General features: G+C 46.0%; 18 protein-coding genes and 1 riboswitch. Of the genes, 10 read left to right on the top strand and 8 right to left on the bottom strand.

Going from position 1 to position 20,427, the window contains the following annotated elements; genetic code table 11:
* Window positions 1–274 precede the first annotated feature (274 nt).
* From ACIFQN_RS23635 to ACIFQN_RS23620, 4 genes are all read right to left on the bottom strand, one after another.
* Window positions 275–736, bottom strand: a complete 462-nt coding sequence (locus ACIFQN_RS23635; RefSeq protein WP_429835490.1) for a hypothetical protein — start codon at window positions 734–736, stop codon at window positions 275–277.
* A gap of 407 nt (window positions 737–1,143) precedes the next feature.
* On the bottom strand, window positions 1,144–1,470 hold the full coding sequence (locus ACIFQN_RS23630) for a hypothetical protein (protein ID WP_429835489.1): 327 nt from the start codon (window positions 1,468–1,470) through the stop codon (window positions 1,144–1,146).
* 15 nt (window positions 1,471–1,485) lie between these two features.
* The gene (locus ACIFQN_RS23625; protein WP_429835488.1) at window positions 1,486–6,897 is read right to left on the bottom strand and encodes an RHS repeat domain-containing protein; all 5,412 of its coding nucleotides are present in this window, start codon (window positions 6,895–6,897) and stop codon (window positions 1,486–1,488) included.
* Window positions 6,898–6,915: 18 nt separating this feature from the next.
* Complete coding sequence (locus ACIFQN_RS23620; protein ID WP_429835487.1) at window positions 6,916–8,838, bottom strand: hypothetical protein; 1,923 nt, start codon at window positions 8,836–8,838, stop codon at window positions 6,916–6,918.
* Between the two features lie 299 nt (window positions 8,839–9,137).
* Between ACIFQN_RS23620 and ACIFQN_RS23615 the strand changes: the two genes are divergently transcribed.
* The 3 genes from ACIFQN_RS23615 (at window position 9,138) to ACIFQN_RS23605 (ending at window position 10,631) form a co-directional block, all read left to right on the top strand.
* Entirely contained in the window at window positions 9,138–9,584 is a 447-nt protein-coding gene (locus tag ACIFQN_RS23615; protein WP_429835486.1) for a helix-turn-helix domain-containing protein, read from the top strand.
* A gap of 75 nt (window positions 9,585–9,659) precedes the next feature.
* Complete coding sequence (locus ACIFQN_RS23610; protein ID WP_429835485.1) at window positions 9,660–10,184, top strand: ImmA/IrrE family metallo-endopeptidase; 525 nt, start codon at window positions 9,660–9,662, stop codon at window positions 10,182–10,184.
* Window positions 10,185–10,232: 48 nt separating this feature from the next.
* Window positions 10,233–10,631, top strand: coding sequence for a hypothetical protein (locus tag ACIFQN_RS23605; RefSeq protein ID WP_429835484.1), 399 nt, complete (start codon window positions 10,233–10,235; stop codon window positions 10,629–10,631).
* Here the strand turns inward: ACIFQN_RS23605 and ACIFQN_RS23600 are convergent.
* A complete protein-coding gene (locus ACIFQN_RS23600; protein ID WP_429835483.1) occupies window positions 10,621–11,361 on the bottom strand; it encodes an alpha/beta fold hydrolase in 741 nt (246 codons plus the stop codon). The two genes, ACIFQN_RS23605 and ACIFQN_RS23600, sit on opposite strands and share 11 nt — an antisense overlap.
* A gap of 146 nt (window positions 11,362–11,507) precedes the next feature.
* The gene (locus tag ACIFQN_RS23595) at window positions 11,508–12,062 is read right to left on the bottom strand and encodes a CGNR zinc finger domain-containing protein (protein WP_429835482.1); all 555 of its coding nucleotides are present in this window, start codon (window positions 12,060–12,062) and stop codon (window positions 11,508–11,510) included.
* Between the two features lie 170 nt (window positions 12,063–12,232).
* Between ACIFQN_RS23595 and ACIFQN_RS23590 the strand changes: the two genes are divergently transcribed.
* The 3 genes from ACIFQN_RS23590 (at window position 12,233) to ACIFQN_RS23580 (ending at window position 16,091) form a co-directional block, all read left to right on the top strand.
* A complete protein-coding gene (locus ACIFQN_RS23590) occupies window positions 12,233–12,727 on the top strand; it encodes a DinB family protein (RefSeq protein ID WP_429835481.1) in 495 nt (164 codons plus the stop codon).
* A gap of 165 nt (window positions 12,728–12,892) precedes the next feature.
* A complete protein-coding gene (gene speD, locus ACIFQN_RS23585; protein WP_429835480.1) occupies window positions 12,893–14,242 on the top strand; it encodes an adenosylmethionine decarboxylase in 1,350 nt (449 codons plus the stop codon).
* 95 nt (window positions 14,243–14,337) lie between these two features.
* A riboswitch (Lysine riboswitch) is annotated at window positions 14,338–14,523 on the top strand.
* 119 nt (window positions 14,524–14,642) lie between these two features.
* Window positions 14,643–16,091, top strand: coding sequence for an amino acid permease (locus ACIFQN_RS23580; protein WP_429835479.1), 1,449 nt, complete (start codon window positions 14,643–14,645; stop codon window positions 16,089–16,091).
* Window positions 16,092–16,183: 92 nt separating this feature from the next.
* Here ACIFQN_RS23580 and ACIFQN_RS23575 read toward each other — a convergent pair whose 3' ends face one another.
* On the bottom strand, window positions 16,184–16,621 hold the full coding sequence (locus ACIFQN_RS23575) for a hypothetical protein (RefSeq protein ID WP_429835478.1): 438 nt from the start codon (window positions 16,619–16,621) through the stop codon (window positions 16,184–16,186).
* Between the two features lie 223 nt (window positions 16,622–16,844).
* A complete protein-coding gene (cidR, locus tag ACIFQN_RS23570; RefSeq protein ID WP_429835477.1) occupies window positions 16,845–17,726 on the bottom strand; it encodes a cidABC operon transcriptional activator CidR in 882 nt (293 codons plus the stop codon).
* Between the two features lie 110 nt (window positions 17,727–17,836).
* Here cidR and ACIFQN_RS23565 point away from each other — a divergent pair, with 110 nt between their 5' ends.
* The 4 genes from ACIFQN_RS23565 (at window position 17,837) to ACIFQN_RS23550 (ending at window position 20,355) form a co-directional block, all read left to right on the top strand.
* Complete coding sequence (locus tag ACIFQN_RS23565) at window positions 17,837–18,208, top strand: CidA/LrgA family holin-like protein (protein ID WP_429835476.1); 372 nt, start codon at window positions 17,837–17,839, stop codon at window positions 18,206–18,208.
* Window positions 18,205–18,879, top strand: a complete 675-nt coding sequence (locus tag ACIFQN_RS23560) for an LrgB family protein (protein ID WP_429835475.1) — start codon at window positions 18,205–18,207, stop codon at window positions 18,877–18,879. The genes ACIFQN_RS23565 and ACIFQN_RS23560 overlap by 4 nt, the downstream gene beginning before the upstream one ends.
* Window positions 18,880–19,117: 238 nt before the next feature.
* Window positions 19,118–19,606 (top strand): GNAT family N-acetyltransferase, encoded by a 489-nt coding sequence (locus tag ACIFQN_RS23555; protein WP_429835474.1) that lies wholly within the window; start codon window positions 19,118–19,120, stop codon window positions 19,604–19,606.
* Window positions 19,607–19,851: 245 nt separating this feature from the next.
* Entirely contained in the window at window positions 19,852–20,355 is a 504-nt protein-coding gene (locus ACIFQN_RS23550; protein ID WP_429835473.1) for a DinB family protein, read from the top strand.
* The last annotated feature ends 72 nt before the right edge of the window (window positions 20,356–20,427 follow it).

The following is a 20,427-nucleotide window of genomic DNA, read 5'->3' as shown; positions in this document are numbered from 1 at the left end:
TATATAATCCGAATAGGAAGCCGATTACTGTATAAAAATTCTCAGTAAAATAGTTCAATATACTTTCACCCTCTTACTCTTATGAACGTAATACCTCATGTACTTGTTTACGCTAAATTTATTGTAGTGTATTTCCTCTATACACATATTGTGTGGTATTCATGATACATCTTTGAAGATTTACACAATCATTTGTTTCTAATGCACTATTACTTTTTATAGTTGCAATTATACACAGACTACCTTTCACACGAGAATTTTGGGCTTCGAAAGGCTAGTTTATAGAAATAGATTTATAAACGATTCCTATCTTAGATAAGACTTCGGATTTTTCTAATTCAAACGCAAAGTGAACACCTTTTTCCGAAATATAGTTCACTTGATATTGGTCAGACATTAATATATCGGGTTCCCACGATACACCTTTCTCTGTTAATAACCCCTTAACAAATCCAAATTTAAGGAGGTTCCTTTTCGGGAAATTTTCCATATTAATACTACTAGGGATCTTCAACGTTTCATCATTGAAAGTAATTACTATGGTCTCAACTCTGTTTTTACGAAGTCGAAATTCTAAATCTCCATAGATAACATATGAGGGGTACGATTTTCTTTCGGGTGTATAAATTTCGGGTTCGCCGATAAGATTCACTACTTCTTCTTTTGATTCTCCTCCTTGAAAGTTTCCTACGACTCCTGTAGTTAGTAGTTCCAAAAAATCAATTGTCATTTTCATTTTATATTCTCCAAATACTTATATTAGAAAATTAAACTCTGCTCCTCATAAATGTATGTTAATAACCAATCGGAAGAAAGTAAGTATTTACTAAACATATCTTTATTTTCAAAAAAATTACATTTAATATTTGAAACAATTTTAAAGCCTTCCTGTGGAATGAAATTATATAGTTCAGCGTGAAAGGAAGCTCACATTTGCTTAGCGTGGTTTAGCACAGTTTCATCTCCTCTCGTTGCTTTTTTTTCCAGTATAAAACAAACCCAGTACCTACGCGGTACTGGGTTTGTTTTTACAGAAACTGTAACCGTTTTGCAGTGGTCTCAGACGAGGGTAGACTTCTCGTTTGGGGTAACAGCAGACTTCATATCAAATTAATTTCAGGATTATTAATATGAATTAAAAAATTATCCATATAAGTAATCTAAAATTTTGCCCTTACCGATCTTTTTTGAGGCGCTTTGTATCTTAAATGGGCTACCTACTCTTAAATAACCCCGGATACATTCAAGTTCTTCATTCCCTATACTTGGCATTTCAATAGTTACAGTATAATATTGTCCTCTAATGATTGATTCAATATTTTCATCCGCTAGTATAGTCCCCGAGAATAGAACGTCATTCCCAAAATTTAGTGAAGGTCTAATGATGTTTTTAGTACTTAAATCATTGGGTAATCCCTCTTGATTATCATTAGGGTTATCAAAATAAACTTCTGCTTTCAAAATTAGCATTTCATCCCCACCTTACTAAAATTTATGAGATATTTCTTGAATCATTTTATTAAAATCATCCAATTTATCAACGTGAATTGTCACTGTCCCACTTTTAAAGATAAATTTATCAACCTGTGTAAAGTCAGCTAGCTTATTTAGTTGTTCTGTTGGAATTTTAACCTCGATGATAGCACCAATATCAGAGTACTTATCTGCAAATTTCAGAGTTTCATCAAAACTTAGACCAAACTGTTTCGCTTGTAATCCTTGAGGAGTTACGCTAAACTTTCCTGTTTTTATTACATCATAAAACTCTTCTGGTCCAACAGCTCTAAATAAGGTTGTTAAATCCTTCGAGACATCCTCTGCTTTATTACCCGAAGTGATTAATGATTTCGTACCAGAAGAAATTAACTTCCCTGCCTGTTCCTCCGTTTTAATGGCTGGAATTATTGATACAAACAGTTCAACATTTGCTGCCAAATTCTCTAAAGAGTATGGTTGTGTATATTGAACCTTATAAATACTTTCTGATATTCCCAAAGAAAAACCTTTTACCCAAGGATTTAACAAGAAACTTGTCTTACCATTTCCATCAGAATGAATAACATTAATATGTCCACTAGGATCAACAAATTTAAGGGGGTTATTAGCCACATACGTATACCGATTCAACGACAGCGGATTATCCACCGCACCCTTATACGTATCCTCCGAAATAAACCGCCCTACCTTCGGATCATAATACCGTGCCCGCAAATAGTAGAACCCGGTCTTCTCATCGTGCATCTCACCGCTGTACTGGTACGGGTTGGACATCCCCTCCGTCTTTGCGATGACGTTGCCCCAGGTGTCGTATTCATAGCTGTTCAGTTCCTGGCCATTGCCGTCCGAGATCGCGACGACATCGCCGTGGCTGTTGTAGTGGTAATACCCGCTTTTGTCTGCTGGCATGTCTTTGCGAAGCAGGAGCTCATTGCCCCAGATGTTTCGCGCCTTGACAGCGTTCGTGCTGTCCAGCTCCTCGATGACCTTGCCGCTCAAGTAGACGTATTTTGTCTGTGCACTATTCTCGGTCTTGGTCGCGCGCAGGCCGTCTCCATAATACGTATACGTGGAGGTGTCTCCTGTTGTTTCGTTCAAGACGCTGCGCAGACGGTTTCGCTCGTCAAAGGTGTAGGTGGAGCTTCCTGTGTCTGTCGGCAAAGTACCCGTAAAGGCCGAGCGGTTTCCGCGGCTGTCATAGGAATACTGATTCGTCGTCCCTGGAATGACTTCCTTGGTCAGTCGATCAATTTTGTCGTATTCATACTGATACGCCGTGCCATTGCGCTGGATGGATACCACATTCCCAAAGGAATACTGGTTCAATTCGCTCCAGATTGGGGTTTGATTCTTTTCGTGGACGATGGTGGCGACTTGGCCAAACGAGTCGGCTTTTCGCTTGTTGATCCGTCCGTTCGGGTATTTCGCTAGGTAGCTTTCGCCTGTGCTGTCCACCTGATAGCTGTATTCTACTTTGCTGGTCAGCGGACTGTTTACTTCCACTAAACGCCCGGCAGCGTCGTACTGATAGCTCACCGCCGTGTTATCTGGATACGTGAGGGAATCCATGAAGTCATCTCGATCTGTGTACCCGATCTGATAGACGCGGCCAAAAACGGTCTGGCTTTTCAAGCGCAAAAATGGATCATAGGTGAACGAGACTTCGCGATGGGTGCTGGCCGTTGGGCTGAGGTCAGGTCCGTTGCTGTTGGTTTCCTTTTGGATCAACGAGGTGTTCGGGACGTATTCCTTGGTTTCCTTGTTCGTCACCGCACCGGCCGCGTTTTTCGTCGTCAGGCTGGAGAGCTCGTAAAACGGCGTATACGCATAGGTGTGGCGATTGCCTGCCTTGTCCGTAAAGGTATCCGGGGTACCGTTCAGATTGTAGCGATACGACTCGATCGCTCCCGACGGAACGTCCTTTTCACTGATTTTCCAGGACAGCGCATTGTAGTGATTTTGGGTCGTTAATACGCCGTTTTCGTTGACCGTTACCAGATTTCCGAGAGAATCGTATTCGTACTGATACTTGTTCTGTTCGGGATCGAGCAAATGGACGAGATTGCCGTTGTTGTTATACCGGTATTCCCATGCCCGGCTCTTGCCCGTCTGATCTTTCTCCGTCTTGTGCATCACCTGGTCGAAGTCGTTGCGAACAAGCTGTGTCGTTCTGCTCTGGGTACCATCCCCCGTGCGGCTTACTTCCTTCTCCAGTTGGCCTTGGCGGTCGTGGTACTGGATGGTTTGCAAACCATTCGGCACCATGATCAATCGCGTCATGGCCGGAGCGTAATTTGCGGCGTCGCTCAGGGTATTGGCTGCCAGGTAGACGGTGGTGCCGATGGGATCCTGTTTTTTCCAAACCGTTCCATCTGCATTGTAGACGTAAGTTGTCGCCCGTTCGTTTCGCGCAAATGGTGCACTGGACAACAGATGGTTTCCGTCCAGCGAATACGTATTGTATAAAAGCGGACGAATCGTTCCATCTGTCCCGACCTGCCCTTTGTATTCGACCTCGCCAAATGGCGTGAATTGGGAAAATTCCTTCGTGCCATCCGGCAAGGTCATGGTGACTTTGCGGGTCGCATCGTCGTAGGCAAACGTCGTCGTTCTCGTTTGATCCTTGTTGGTCAGCAATTCCTTTGTTCGGCGTCCAAGCATATCGTATTCGTACCGGACATAGATTTCATCCGGGTACATACGGAAGATCAGGCGGTCCAGCCCGTCGTAGTGAAAGTAGTGGTACAGCTGTTCATTTTGACCCGTTGCGGTCTCCACCTGCATGGTGATCTCTCGCGGGAACAGGTTGAAATAATCATAGGAGTCGATATTTTGCGTGATCGTCTTGGCATCAGGCGCCGTGCTCGTTTCCGTGATCGACTTCAAAAGCTTGGTTTGGTACGTATAGGTCCGATTTACCTGCTCTACCTTCGTCGTTTTGCCATCTGGATAGGAATCCACGATTTTTTCTGTTGCCAGCAAATTGTTGCTTCCGTACGTATACGTTTCCTCGTGATAATGGTCCGGATTGCTGGCTGCTGTTTTCTTCACGAAGGACGGCACACGCAGCGTATAGAGCACGCTCGGAAAGACATACGCTCTGGTGGTCACATTGCCCTTGGGATCAATCTCTTTCGTTACATCCCCGTAGACATTGTAGCCGTACTCGCTGATTTGCGCATAACGGCTTAAACGCGCTTTTACCTTGGACAACCGCTCTGTTGTCGGTGCCAGCAAAAATTGGTACACGTCTGCGTCCGCATTCATCGAGCTGGGGCGTCCCATAAAGGAGTACACATACGTCGGCTTGGTCTCTCTGTCATAGTACAGGAAGCTCATAAACGTGGTAGGGGAGTAGCGGTACGTTTTCCCGTCTTCTGTAAGCGAAAGCTCGCCCTGGATCGTATCCGTATCTGCTCCGCTTCCCACATAAGTTTTCTCGGATTGAAGCAAAACGTTTCTGTCCGCGTTTACAAAAAAGGTTTTCTCCGTGCCCGGCAGTCCTTCGTGCTCGGCTCTGGTCACCATTCTGGAGCCATCTCTGGTCACCGGCTGGTTCGTCAAACGTACAGATAAAGCTTTCGGCGACTTCCAGATTTCCTTGTTTGTCTGCGGATAATACTTGGTGTACGAGTACCACTCCGTCGCTGGTTGATCTGGATGAGGAGTCTTTGCAAAGCGGAAATTGACTGCTGTTACCGGATGATAACTTCTGTACGTCAGCGCTTCCTTGTCGAAGTAGAGACGAACTACTCCCCGCTCCAAAAATCCCGGAGCAGAAGGCTGATACAAGCTGTAGGAATACGTCATGGACAAGCCTTCCACAGGATAGTCGACCTGTCTCAAGAGTCTGTATGTCATCGTCCTCTTCTTGGTTTTGTCCTGGTTTGTATACACCGTCGATTCCAACCCGTTATCGTCAAAATCGATCACACCGTTAGAGGCAGGGATGAGGTATTTGGGTTGCAAATTAAATTCTGCCGTTCCATATAATTGTGAGTTGTAATAGGTATACTCTGCCACGAGCTTTTTATCTGTTCCGGAAACGTTACGCTCCCATACTCGATGCTTGTCCGCATCTAAGCCCCAATCATACTCTATATGCCTCAGCAATGTCCTTTTGCTAGTGTCTTGATAGACTTTCAGATGACTCTGGGTGTCTCCTCCTCCCTCTATGACAATCAGGCGGCCGACGCTGTCTGTAATTTCAATACGATCAGTAGACTGATCCGGAATCCGATAGAAGATCGAGTCTCCGTAGGTATTGGTTTTCTTGACCACCATTGCGTTGGAATCCCTGCCAAAATCATACGTTATCCCATCTTTTTGCAGGGTAACTAAGTGGTTCTCTCCAAATTCCCCGTAAGACTCATGATATTTACTCATATCAGGACCTTGATACGGAGTATTCACCCATTTTCCTAATTTTGAAGAAGATTCCAATACAGTTCCATCTTCCAGAGTAAAGATGTATCGCTTGCCTTCTACTTCACGCTGGCACCTATAAGAGTCACCATATTCGCTATAGGAACACCCTATATTCGATTTATCAATTTCTTCAAATTGCGGAAAATTGAATTTCCATCCTCTTGGCAAAAAGGAAAGCGTTTCACCCGCAGGCACTGTCCTGTTTACCTCGTTAGAATCATAATAGATCTTCTCGTTCATCGCTTCCAACGACGAGTAGCTTCGCTCCAAGATAAAATCCAGCCCATGCTTACCCGCCAAATGAAGATCAACCTCTTTGACATTGGCCGTCTTGTACAGCTCGTCCACGGGATTATCCGTATTCGTGCGCTTATACTGGTACGTCAAGCCTTCGGGATCGTACATCGCATCGGGAATGGTTGCTTGCGCCGAAGCATCGAGCGGCTGGCTTCTTTGTTCAGTCGGCGCCTTGTTGGCTGCGGAGGCGAAAAACGGCTCGAGCTGTGGCAGACTTGCCTTCAACTGCTCTTTTTTCGTCGCTGTCAGCCCTTTCATCCGCTTCAGGATTTCATCGTCATTCCACTGATTTTTCTCGACCTGTTCGTTATGAGACAAAAACCGGTCAAAGGATGGATAAAAATAGGCAGCGATTTTGATCAGCTCAGGGTCTGCGGTCTGGTACAGCTGCCACACGGCTTCGGGCTTGACCGAATCCCAGTCCATCTGCATGATCTGCTCCCTGGTGTAAGATGTCGTTTCGTCTGGCAGTTTATTTGATTGCAAAGCTTTCGCCTGGATCGCATTCTGGTAGGCGGCGAGCCATTGTTTAGTCGTAGAGCCTGTAGCTGTTACATCACTGGATGTCCGTGACGACATGGTACTTCCCGGCTCCGCATAAACGACAGTGGGCAGAAGCAGCGCACCGATCAGCACCATGCTCAGGGTGCTATGGGTCCAACGTTTGAGTCGCATGGATTTCCCTCCTCTTTTTTACTTACGAACCTGTTTTTTGATGAGATTTCCGTTGCCATCGTAGGTGAATTCAGTCAAAATATTTCCGCCTTGCTTCATTTGGATAAGCTGTCCTTTCGCGTTATACACGTATTCCACACCGAGGTATCGGACTGTAAGACGTGCATGCACTGTGCTGCTGCTTGCAGAAGTCAAGACAACGTAATAATCCTGACCGCTTTGCAGAGAAAGGCTCACCTTGGAAAAGGGCGGCTGGTCTCCGTCATCGTTGGATGCGAGGAGCCTAGTCTGGGCGTAATCCTCATACACCCCCAGCCATGTATTGCTTGTCCCCTCTGCGGGATTTCCCCCATAGTAGCCCGTGAAAATTTCAAAGCTTCCCGTGGAAGGGGCCGTCAACTTCAGGATTTTTTTCATTCCCGCTGCCAGATGGATATCTTGCGGTGTCCCCGCGAGCAGGGGCTCTGTATCCGTAAAATCAATGGCAAATGGACTGGTCACAAGATCTGCATCTGCCCCGGAAATTTTCGCTTTCGGAATCGTAATCTTTACGTTTTGCACACTATGCTTCTTCTCGTGCTCCAATGCTTTTCCACCGAATCGAATCGTGATTTGCTGATCGCTACTTCGCGTTATGATTGGCTGGAGTCCAGCTGGCAAATGGCTGACTGCCACACTTGCCGCCACGTCCGCTGCAAGCACACCGCTGCTCAAAGTGACGACCTGCTGCTCGGTGATGCTGCCATCGTTTGCTGCCGCTTCATGGATCACAGGGGAGGACACCGCTGCTTTTGTATCCAAAGCGGCCGTCAGCCTGGCATGTACGCCCTTCTCCTTTTCGTAGTGAGAGACAAAGACAAAATAAGTGACGCCTTGTGTCATGGGAATCTTGATTTCGGAAAAAAGCGAGCCGTCCGTCGCTTCGTCATTGTAGCCAAGCAGTTTTGTCATTTCCTCATTTTCAAACAGATACAGAATCGTATCGTTCAGTGCACCAAATCCACCGTAAGGCCCGGTGTAAAATCGGTACGTTCCCGTCTCTGGAGCTGTAAAACGGTAGGCAGGAACTTCACCGGCGGGCAGGCTGATATCAATCGGTGCAGCCACTGTTAGGACCGTCGCTACCTTGCCGAATCGTAATGCGTAGGTCTCTGTCGTGCTGAAATGCTGCTTCATACTGTAAACCGTGATGTAATAAGTCGTATTCGGCTTGACCTGAAAACTGACGGTTTCGATTCCACCGAGCTCTTCGGTAATGCTAAAATCTACCAGCTTGTTCTCGCTTTCCCTGACAACCAGGTCATAATCCACTGATGCAGGGACATACAGCGTAACGTCGAGTGTCCCGGTGAGTGCTCCCGAGTTGAAGTGATAGTGGTCCATATCTGTACTCGAGGAAATCTTGGAATTGTAAATATTTCCACTGGTGACGGGATAGCTCGTCGCCAAAGTGTCATTCGGCTCAAATGGATCGAATACGGGGTCAGCAGCTTGCATGGCGGCGGCTGCTTTTCTGCTCGGTCCCTGGGAATGTATAGCCAGCTCGGGAAGAAGCTGCTCCCAATAGGAAGCTGTCAGCTGCTCATACTGCATCTGCAATTGTTTCAAGCTCTCTTTTTGTGCCCCGAGCTTCTTGTCTACGGCCAACTGCTGCTTCTTTCGCTCCTGGTTTTGCGGAACCGGAGGAACCTCGTGAAGCTGCTTGGCTCTCTGAAAAAACGCGAAGGCATGCTGCTCGATTTGACCCGCCAGCTCGTCCTCCCCTTTTCTCGCTGCAACGCTCTGGAAAAAGTCGAGTGTTTGCTGAAGTCCCTTGATTTCCTGGTCGATTTGCGCAATTTCATCCACTGCACCTTGAGCCGCCGTCGTCATTCCCGCAGGATATGAGACGACGGCAAGTACGATCAAAAGCAGCGCAAAAACAAAGCTTTTGTTTCTCATTTTCGTTTCACCACTTTCCTTTTCATTTTGCGATCATGCTGATCATTGATTCTTTCCGTCACTTCACTGTTGGCGTGTCCTCCTCTCTTTTTGCTCGCAGCATTTCCTGGGTAATGGTATTCCCTCCTTTTTTTCTGAATCAAACAAGAACAAATGTTCCTGTTTTTGTACAAACATCATAATGTACAATATTCTTGTAAGTCAATCGAAAATAATAAAATACTTATACATTCTTTTCTTTTCCGCTCTCCTCTAGTACAATAATGTTGTACATCCTCTATGGAAGGACTGGCTCGCTCATGCTATCCCAGCGCTTGCGCATAGCTCGTAAGGCAAAAGGTCTGACCCAGGAAGAGTTGGCAGAGCATGTCTGCACGACGAAAGGGACGATCAGCAACTACGAAAATAATCACAGTACGCCGCCTAACGATATGCTGCGGCAGTTGGCAGATATACTAGAAGTCACGACGGACTGGCTACTGGGTCGCACAAATGAAGTAACGTCTTATGCTGCATCGGCATCCATTGCAAAGGAGCAGCGTTCTTTGGACGAGCTCTTGCAGGAGAAAATCGATGACCCGGATGACTATTATTTTTTGGATGGCTATCTGGAGGCGACCGAAGAGGAAAAAAAAGAGATTCGCCGCTACTGGTACGACTTGAAAAAGCAAATGAAAGTGCGTCAGGTGCGAGAAACACGTCCGCCTTCTTTGTTCGACATAACCGAGGAAATGAAAAAAAAATAACCCCATTTTCGGGGTTTTCTTTTCAACACAAAACAGAACGTACGTTCCGGATATTATGGGAGGTCGAACAATCTGATGCTTGGACCCATCTTGCAAGAAGTCTGTGAGCCGCAAACATGGCTGGAAAGTCGGGTGTACATGCTGCTTCGTCATCTGGGCATGGAGCAGCCCGAACAAATTAACTTGCATCTCCTTTGCGAAACATATGGCATCGAGGTACAGGAAATCAGGGGCCGTAGCAGGGCTCACGCGCATCCTTTTCTAAAAAACCGCTATGTAATCGCTATCGATAATCGACTGGACCCTGCTGCTAAACGAGTCAAAATCGCACATGAGCTGGGACATTTGCTTTTGCACGAAGGCGTGCAGCCGCAAAGCACCGAATGGATGATTGATTGGCAAGAGTCGCAAGCCAACCACTTTGCTGAGCATCTATTGCTGCCCTTTTTCATGATGCGTCCGCTTCTTGCTGATTGCTCCCGCTTTGACGCCCCGGCTCTTCTTGCCCGGCGCTTTCGGGTCCCGCTCTCTTTGGCTCAAAGACGGTTTGATCGCGTTCTCGCTCGCCTGCACGCAAAAGGCATTCCATTGTTTTGGTGAATCACTCGGCAGTCTATTGCCGTAATTGAAAGGGAGGATGTAGGTAAAATGAAGCACGTCTTCGTTGCGGGAGATGCGTACAGCACTCGCTTTTTTGACCTGGCATTGGAGAATGACGAGGAGCTGTCGCTGTATCCTTCCATTCAGGTTGCCAGCTATCATGCAGCCAATTTCGCCCTTATTATGCGAGATGCGGGATTGAGCGGACTCGGAATCTTGCCTGGAAACACCTTGCTGATTTCCACCTTTTCCATGGAGCCGATCAAGGACAGACCTGTTCTGATTAGACAGGAAGGACAATTCCTTGTACGTATTGCAACCGAAGTCAATCCGGTTGAATGTTTGTTTACCACGACCCGGGAAACGGACGATCCGCTCGTCCTTCCCTCTGAGAACATCCGTATTGTCGGAGTGGTCAGTGGCATCCTCTCTGATCTTAACGCATGACTTCCTTGGCTATCCAATCTTTTAGGGCCGCTGCTGTCTGCTGCCACTGCTCCTGCGGGGTAATGGCAGCTGGCTGATCTCCGCTCTGTTGGCCATAACTGCCGAATTGGGCGTGATTGCCTCCTTCAATGGACATGTATTTCGTATCGTCAGGCAAATACTTTTTTCCCGCCTCGAATTTCTCCCGATTGACCACGCCATCACGCGATCCTAAAAGCGAAAGGACAGGAATTCCTGCTTCTTTCAAGCGTCCTGGTTTATCCGGATAAGCCCCCAGCAAATACACGCCGCGAATCCGGTCCGTATGATCAGATGCGTACCGAGCTGCCATAGCTCCTCCAAGGGAATGCCCTCCGATCACAAAAGGCTGCTTGGGATATGCCTTTAATACCTGATTGGCCCGTTCCATGTCACTTACTGCCAAATTAAGCGGCATCCGAGCGATGAAAACGCGATAGCCAGAACCCGCCAAGGATCTGGCGAGTGGAGCGTAGCTTTCCGGTTTCACCAGAGATCCAGGATAAAAAATCACGCCCGGATCGTGTGTTTCCCCCCCTTCAAAGGCAATCCAGTCTCCCGTATCTATGACGGTGATCCCTTCACCTCCCTGCATGGCTACAACTGCCGCCTGATCAGGCTGATACGGACGCAGGTACCATATCGCTGTACAAGCTGCAAGCAGTACAACCAAGACAAGCGCCTGAAACCATCGCTTCCGATATCGACTCATCTGTCACCACCATCCCGTTCCCTTCTATCTGCTTCTTATTATGTCTATATTTTCTTTTGCATGTGCGTCTTTTGCATGAAATCCATTTTTTGTATGACACTGCTCTTGGATCTTCAAGCAATAAAAGGGCGAAACGCCTTTGCGCTTCACCCTTTTTCTTTTTGCCGCTCGCGGAATCGGCGTACTTTCATCAGATTGCCGCACATTTTGTCATCGCACCAACGGCGTACCCGGTTACGGCTCTCATCAAAAAAGACCCATTTGCAATCGTCATTGTCGCAAAGTTTGATCCTTTGCACATCCTGACTCGTCAAAAGCTCGGCAAAAGAGCTTGCGATCCGCGCCATGACATATGGCCACCCCTCTACTGAGCTCACTTGATCTAGCCTGTAGTCCGCTCCTTCTCCCTTGCTTACTTTCATATGCACAGGGGCAAGAGCCAACGCCCTGTTCAACGTATCCAGGTTTTCTGCTTTTACAGCTTCTCCTTGGACTACCGCTTCCACCATGCTCCGCATCTGTTCCCGAAGCTGCAACAGGGACGTGCCGACTTCCTCAGCCGCGGGAACAGGCGCAGTCAATCCCCATTTCTGTAAAAATGATTCTAGCCATTCCTGTTTTTCCAGCCGGTTTTCCCGTCTTCCCGATCCACGCCAATCGCGCCAATCACTATTTAAAAAATCAATGCACAGCCATTCCACTGTGTGATCCCCCAATCTGAACGAAACGCATTAGTCCCTCTTGTTTTCTATACCCAGTATATGGTATTGTTTTATTGTAACCACCAAAATCATTTTGGATAGTTACAAACCTTATTCTTAGAGTCATTATACTGTTTCCCTAAACTGTTTCACAGACGAGGAGGATGGACATGAATCGGATGGAATTGTTATTGCATGAATGGGAATGCACCTATGACAAGGAAGATTGGTATCCGCCATTGAAGGATGCCCTCGCTGGCCTTACTGCAGCACAGGCCAGCTGGCGTCCCGATGGCTTGGCAGCGAACACGATCTGGGAAAATGTCAGTCATCTTTTATACTTCAAGGAACGGCTTTTGCATCGTTTACTGGGTACTGATTTTCCTCTTTCCGCTGAGTCCAACGATGACACTTTTACGCCCTCTGGTGGTCCTGAAGATGAGAACGCATGGCAAGCCACGGTCGACCGGATGAAAAATGTCCACCGGCAGATTCACGAAAAGCTGACCCTACTTAGCGAAGAAGCCTTCGACCAGCCGCTGCCCTCCACCCCTTTAGGACAAAGCGTGATGAGCATTGTCCTACATGATGCTTTTCACACAGGACAAATCGTGCAAATTCGCAAGCTGCAAGGCTCGTGGCCCGAAAGACGCTCTTTTCTGTAAACCATTACTGTCTTTGTACTACTGTAGCTATTGGCGGCGAAGTACAACCTATTTCTTGCTCTCCTGTGTCAATCGTACAAACCTTTATCGAGTCATAACCGTATCCTAATTGTACACAAGGATAAAGGAGTTGTTCGCTTTGAGCAAATGGGTTGGGGATGTACATTGAAAGAAGTAAAAGGGCGCCATATAGTAGTAGATGCCTACGATTGTGATCCTCTTTTATTAGATGATCTCGTTCATTTGGAGAAGCTGCTCAGTCAAATTGTCTCATCTCTTGGCATGCAGATTCTAGCAACCAACTTCCATCGTTTTGAACCTCAAGGAGTAACCGGAATTGTTCTTCTCTCCACATCGCATCTTTCGATTCACACGTGGCCTGAGTATTCCTATGTCGCCTTTGATTTGTTTACTTGTGGCGACGATGATCCAGCTACGGAAATAGAAACACTTTTACGTGGACTTTCATCAGAAAGAGCGATTATATACGGGCTGGATCGCTCCATCAGTAACGACGACGGTGACCCTGCCATCTGGGCTATGCTTTCCGAGATTGAATCGTCAAGCGATTCAGACAGCACCGAAGAGTACTCTCTTTCCAGCGTAGCGCTTGAAATGGATTCAGCTTCAAACCGGGGTGACATCTATGACCAGATAGAGCGTAATGAAATGCTGTCTGGCAAACATAACATGCTGTTCAAAGGAACCAGCCAATATCAGCAGATCGAACTGATACAGGCTACAGATATACGCATGTACCTGGATGGGCAGTTGCAGTTCAGTTCAATAGATGAAAGAGTTTATCACGAAGCACTTGTCCATCCTGCTTTCGCTTTTGCTCCTTCCCATGAACGAGTGCTCATCGTCGGTGGCGGTGACGGACTGGCCGTTCGGGAAGTTCTGAAGTACGCGGATGTGAAGCATATTGATCTCGTCGATCTGGATTCGATGGTGTTGGATGTTGCCAAGCTCGTGCCCGAAGTCGTCTCTTTGAATGGGGCTTCGCTCCACGATCCGCGTGTGCATATTCATCCCCAGGACGCTGTCCAGTATTTAGACGCGCAGCATGCTCCCTACCAAATCATCATCGTGGATTTTCCTGACCCAGCCGATGAAGTGATTTGTACGCTCTACACCAAAGAGTTCTTTCAAAGCCTTGCGCAAAATCTGTCCGGTGACGGTGTCTTGGTTTGCCAATCCTTTTCACCGGAAGTTGCGCCAACGGTTTATTGGAGTATTGGGCTCACATTAAACAGTGCAGGATTGGATACGCAATCGTACCACTGTCTCGTTCCCTCCTTTGGAGATTGGGGATTTCATCTTGCGGGACACAAACCACTGGCCCAAATGACGGATACCATTCCCGTACAGACCCGTACCCTTCCAAAAGATCTGGCTACCATGTTTACTTTCAAACAGGGTATACTCGAGAAACGAGCCGATGCAATCGAAAATACAATGGAGAATCTGGTTTTGCATGAATTTTATCAACAAGAAGCGGTAAGCGGCAGCTAAAAAGGGACTGACTATATTCACCATTGCTTAATGTCGCACAATCCTATATAGTTTATAAATAAATCAATTTCATACATGTTATCCTCATCTTTCACGGTGAGGATAGAGGTCGCGGCTTTTATATGCTCCTGTACGAGATTCAGAAGAAATCAATGACTACTGGAAAAGGAAAATCCGCCGAAGTTCATAGCGTATCTCTGTACGCGTGGGCTGGGGCTGTACCCGAAAGGGGCAGAACTGTCACGTTTGCTTGCCGGCAAATGTGGTGTGCTATCTTCAGTGAAGGCTTGGTGGGGATTTGATGATACCGCTTCTATGCCTCTTTTTGGCTATAGGCGGTTTTTTCGTTTCCGACCTTCCTTCCGTTAAACCATTTTGAGAAAGGTCGTGCAAGAAAGGTATGTCACAAAATCAATTGCAACGAGGTCTAAAAGCCCGTCATCTGACCATGATCGCCATTGGCGGTTCGATCGGTACGGGATTGTTCCTTGCGAGTGGCGGCTCCATTCACTCTGCCGGACCCGGTGGAGCCTTGGTCGCCTATATCGCCATTAGTATCATGGTTTACTTCCTGATGACCAGCTTGGGAGAAATGGCAGCATTCATGCCTGTCTCCGGTTCGTTCTCTACTTATGCAACCAGATTCGTCGATCCTTCCCTGGGCTTTGCCCTTGGCTGGAATTACTGGTACAACTGGGCGATTACCATTGCCGTCGAGCTGTCAGCGGCTGCCCTTATTATGAAATACTGGTTCCCAAATACTCCCTCGATCATGTGGAGTGCTTTATTCCTCGTCCTTATGTTTAGTCTTAATCTCTTATCTGTCAAAAGCTATGGAGAATCGGAATATTGGTTTGCTTTGATTAAAGTCGTGACAGTTATCGTCTTTATCATCATTGGTGTTCTGATGATTTTTGGGATCATGGGCAAAGAATCGGTAGGTTTCCAGAACTTTACCAAAGGCGACGCACCATTTAACGGCGGTTTCATGGCACTCTTGGGTGTCTTTATGATTGCAGGGTTCTCCTTCCAAGGAACTGAGCTCGTTGGTGTAGCTGCCGGCGAAAGTGAAAACCCCACTAAAAATATTCCAACGGCGATTCGCCAAATTTTTTGGCGCATTTTGCTCTTTTATATTTTCGCGATTCTCATCATTGGCCTGCTGGTTCCGTACGACAATCCAAACTTAATCAGCGGCGACATTACAGACATTGCCATCAGTCCATTTACCATCGTTTTTGAAAAAGCTGGATTTGCCTTTGCTGCATCGGTGATGAATGCTGTCATTCTCACCTCTGTTCTATCAGCAGGCAACTCTGGAATGTACGCTTCCACCCGTATGCTCTGGGTACTGGCAAAGGAAGGAAAAGCTCCAAAATGGTTTGCCAAAGTCACACGTAACGGTGTACCGATCAACTCTTTGATCCTGACCGCTCTGATCGGGGCGCTTGCCTTTTTGTCCTCTTTGTTTGGAGAAGGAGAGGTTTACATCTGGCTGTTAAACGCATCTGGGATGTCAGGCTTCATCGCTTGGCTTGGTATCGCTATTAGCCATTACCGCTTCCGCAAAGCTTTCCTCGCGCAAGGACGCGACCTGCGAGAGCTGCCATATCGGGCAAAGTGGTTCCCGTTTGGACCGATTTTCGCTTTTATCATTTGCTGTATCGTTATTCTTGGACAAAATTACTCTGCTTTTACCGGAGACGGCATCGACTGGAATGGATTGATGGTCTCGTACATTGGCCTGCCACTCTTCTTGATCGTCTGGCTCGTTTATAAATACACGAAAAAGAGCAAGCTGGTGCCGCTTGATAAAGTTGATTTCAGCATGGATGAAAATACTCTTTAAGTGTAAATACCCCCTAGAGATTTATTGAACACATCTCTAGGGGGTTTCCTATTTTACTTTGAAGCTATTATCTCAATAATTGTGTGACCGTATTAAGGAATCGTAATACTCAACGTGTATGGTACATAGTCATCGGTAGCGTTACCGTCGATCACAATATAATACGATATTCCCCTTTGAAATGAGAAAGAGAGTGATTCTGTGCTCGTGCTAGTTCTAGAAATGATTTGACCCGAAGAATTTCGGATTTTGAAATGGAATTTACTAGGCAGAGAAGAAGGATTATTGAACTTGATCGTGGCCTGATATGTTTTATCGGGAGTTACTGTGAAATAATCCCAATTTTCTTCGATTTCAATCGGCTCCAATACACCTCTCAGAAGAGTTTCCCCCGTAGTGAGGCTGAAAGGATCAGCCTTAGCTATAGAATTGTTTGGCTCTGATTCGTAATAAGTAGTGGCAGCAAAAGCGCTTGTGGTAATGCTGAAAACTAAAGCAAGGCTAGTAAGTCCTAGTGCAATTTTTTTCACATCTATTACCTCCTATTTTTTGGTACAACCTATTTTTACCATAAATACAATTATAAGTAAATGAATTTTCTGTACATTATTTCCATTCTTTTATTTTGATAGTTCAGACGTTTTCCCTTCTCCTGAACAAAATGCACCCCGTTCGCGTCATCGGCTTTTCCGATGTTTCCTACGGGGTGCTCTCCAGACCATATTTTTAGTTATCCTTCTGTCTGTTCATGCCCTAAGGAAGCATGCCTTGAGTAAAACGAATCCATTCCCGCGTGGCATAAGAGAGATAGGCATTCTTCCTCCAGATCATCGCCAAATGCCACTTAATCTGCGGGTTCACCAGCGACATGACATGGAAACGCTTGGGGTCCAGCTCGCTGCAGACGGTTTGTGGCAACAAGGTAATCCCGATGTTGGCCGCTACCATCTCACTCAGAAAGTCCCACTGCGAGCTTTTGTAGACGACATTGGGATGAAATCCAACACGGACACATTCGTCAATGATTCTCTTATGCAAAGCAAAATCCTCGTGAAATACCAAAAATCGCTCTCCTGCGAGCTCAGCCAGAGACACTTCCTGCCTCGATGCCAATGCATGGGTTGGATGCACCACTACTTTGATGTTTTCATTTACAAACGAAAATGATTCAAACAAGTCCTCATCTACAGGCAATAACACAACCCCGCTGTCCAGCATCCCCGATGCCACATCCGCCTCTACCTTTTTTGACCCTGCTTCCAACAGCTCCAGCACAATCCCTGGGTACTGCTCACAAAACTGCCCGATGACCCGCGGAAAAAAATTGGCCCCTACCATAGGCGGTAATCCGATCCGAATCCTGCCTTTCTTTAATTCCATCAGCTCATTGATGTGGACCGTCATGCTCTCGAATGATTTCACCATGACTTCCGCCTGCGAGAATAACACCCAGCCTGCATCCGTCATCACCACTCGTTTGCCTAGTCGTTCAAACAGCTCGACCCCTAGCTCCTCTTCCAGGTTGCGCACCATTTTACTGATTGTCGGCTGGGTGATATAGAGTGACTCTGCGGCCTTGGTAAAGCTGCTGTGGCGGGCTACCTCTAAAAAATACTGCAAATGCCGGATATCCATCAGACATCCCTCCGAATCACGTATAGATATGATGAATGCCAATGATTCTATATATGCATTTTACCTATGAAAAGAGGTGGTGTACACTTTTCACAAAGGGAGAGAACAACATGAAAAAATGGATCAAACTCTTGGGGCAAGTTGGATTTTTCATCCTTATTTCTATCGTGATGAATGAGCTCGTTGCCATCCTTGGCTGGAATTTTCCCGGGAGTATTTTAGGGATGTTCATCGTGTTTTTCTTGCTTCAGACAAAGGTGCTTCGCCTGGAATGGATTGAAACTGGAGCAAGCTGGTTACTCGCCGAGCTGTTACTTTTTTTCATCCCGCCGTCTGTCGGCATTATTTCGTATCAAAGCCTGATGCTGCATGAGGGCATCCAAATCTTTCTCGTGATTGCGATTGGCACAGCCTTTGTCATGGCTTGCAGTGGACTGGTAGCCCAGAGCATCTCCAAACGAAAGGAGCATACCCGTTCATGATTCCCGGAATCTTGGGGTTCTTATTTACCATCATCATCTATATCATCGCCAAGCGGCTTTATCGTTACAAAGCGACCTTGCTGTTTTCACCGTTGCTTCTTACACCGATTCTTTTGATTGTTTTGCTGCTTTGCACTCATACTTCCTATAACACGTACAATGCTGGCGGAAAATGGCTAGCTTATATGCTGCAGCCTGCTACGATTGCCTTTGCCGTTCCATTGTACAAATATTATCCTTTATTGAAGAAACACGCAGCGCAAATCATGATCAGCGTCGTGTCAGGCTCGGCTGTAGCTGTGGTTTCATCGGCTCTGCTGGCGCTATTGCTGCACGTGGACAGTCAAGTATTGTACAGCTTGCTGCCACGCTCGATCACTACACCTATTGCCATGAATGTATCTGAAATGATCGGCGGCGTTCCCTCGATTACAGCCGTACTTGTTCTGATCACGGGACTGCTCGGCTCGATCATCGGCCCTTATATCATTTCGTATCTGCGGATTTCCGACGATATCGCTCGGGGGGTATTGCTCGGGACGAGTGCGCATGGAGCAGGCACCTCGAAGGCATTTGAATTGAGTCCGATCTCAGGAACTGTCTCTAGTATTTCCATGATCTTGGCAGCTCTCGTGACACAGCTGGTTGCCACGATCGTCATGGCCTCCTAAAAATAAAAAACGTCACTGTCGTCAGGCTGTAGTGGAAGGAGGAAACCGGATTCAGCACCCAGGTAATTCCGTTCACGCTCCCCTGCGTATAGGTGTGCAGAAATCATAAGTTCTTAAATTACAAGAAACATTCAATGTTCACTTTTCCACTTTGCATTGGACAACCTTCATAAATTCGATGATATAATTATTGTTATAATCCTGCCGGTATGATGCCAAAAAAAAAAGGGTGGTACAAGTGATAAAAATAAGAAATGTAAAAATAGAAGATTTGTCTCAACTTGTATCAATTGAACATCTTTGTTTTTCGAAAGAAGAGGCTGCAACTAGAGAGGCATTTGAAAAACGGATTCGGATAATCCCAGATAGTTTTTATGTTGCTGAAGAAAACGGTGAAATCGTGGGTTTAATCAATGGACCAGTCATAGAAACAGCATTTATAAATGATGATTTGTTTAGTAATATAAAGAAAAATCCTTCAACAGGTGGGTATCAAAGCATCTTAGGATTAGCGGTCCACCCACAGTTTCAAAAACACGGCATAGCATCAAAGTTACTGAGGCATCTGGAATCAGAAGCAAGGATGAAAAATCGTGAAAGCATAACACTTACATGTAAAGAAAACTTAATTCGTTATTATGAAAAGCATGGATACCTAAACAATGGCCTCTCTAGTTCTGAACATGCTGGAGAGATGTGGTATAACATGATTAAAAAATTACCGTAATTTTATTGGGTATTGACCATGATTATTGACAATTCAAAAAAAGAGGCGTAAGAGCGGCTTATTGTGCTACGGGTTCGATAGTTAAGGAGCCTGCTTCGTCACGGCTCTTTTGTTGTTTGTTAAAGTAACGGGAGTTTAGTTGAACTAACATGTCCGTATAGTTACTCGTGTTTTCATAGATAATTGGGGGGAAAATCCAAAAATTTAGCGAAATTATTATATAAAAACGCATAGGGAGGTTTGTTATGTTCCAAACGTTAGACAATTTTTTAAAATCTTGGGAGTACGAAGCCGGGGCAACACAGAGACTACTAAATAATCTAACGGATGAGTCACTTAAACAGGAAATCACTTCGCAGAATTGGACTTTAGGACGTATTGCTTGGCATACCGTAGCTGCCATTCACATAATTGCCTCAAATACAAATTTAACGTTTGAAGCCCCAGCTGAAGATTGGCCTGTTCCTGCTTCGGCTCAATTTATAGCAGACAGCTATCATCAAGCAAGTGATGCATTTGTTCGGGCATTAAAAACTCAATGGATCGATAATACCTTAGAAGAACGTATAGACTTTTTAGGTCAAAAAATGCCAAATGGGTCTCTTTTGATGTTTTTGCTTCTGCATCAAAACCACCATCGAGGACAAATGACGGTTCTTATGCGACAAGCAGGCTTAACCGTTCCAGGTATTTATGGCCCGTCAAAAGAAGAATGGGCTAATTTTGGTATGGAAGCCCCGAAAATGTAACCTGAGCATAACGGAAAGTTTAGTCAAAATTAGTTAGCTATCTAACACTATATTGTCGTGTATTGACTGGCT

It is taken from the genome of Brevibacillus sp. NRS-1366 (genome assembly GCF_050467985.1).
This window is presented reverse-complemented; position numbering and strand designations above follow the sequence as displayed.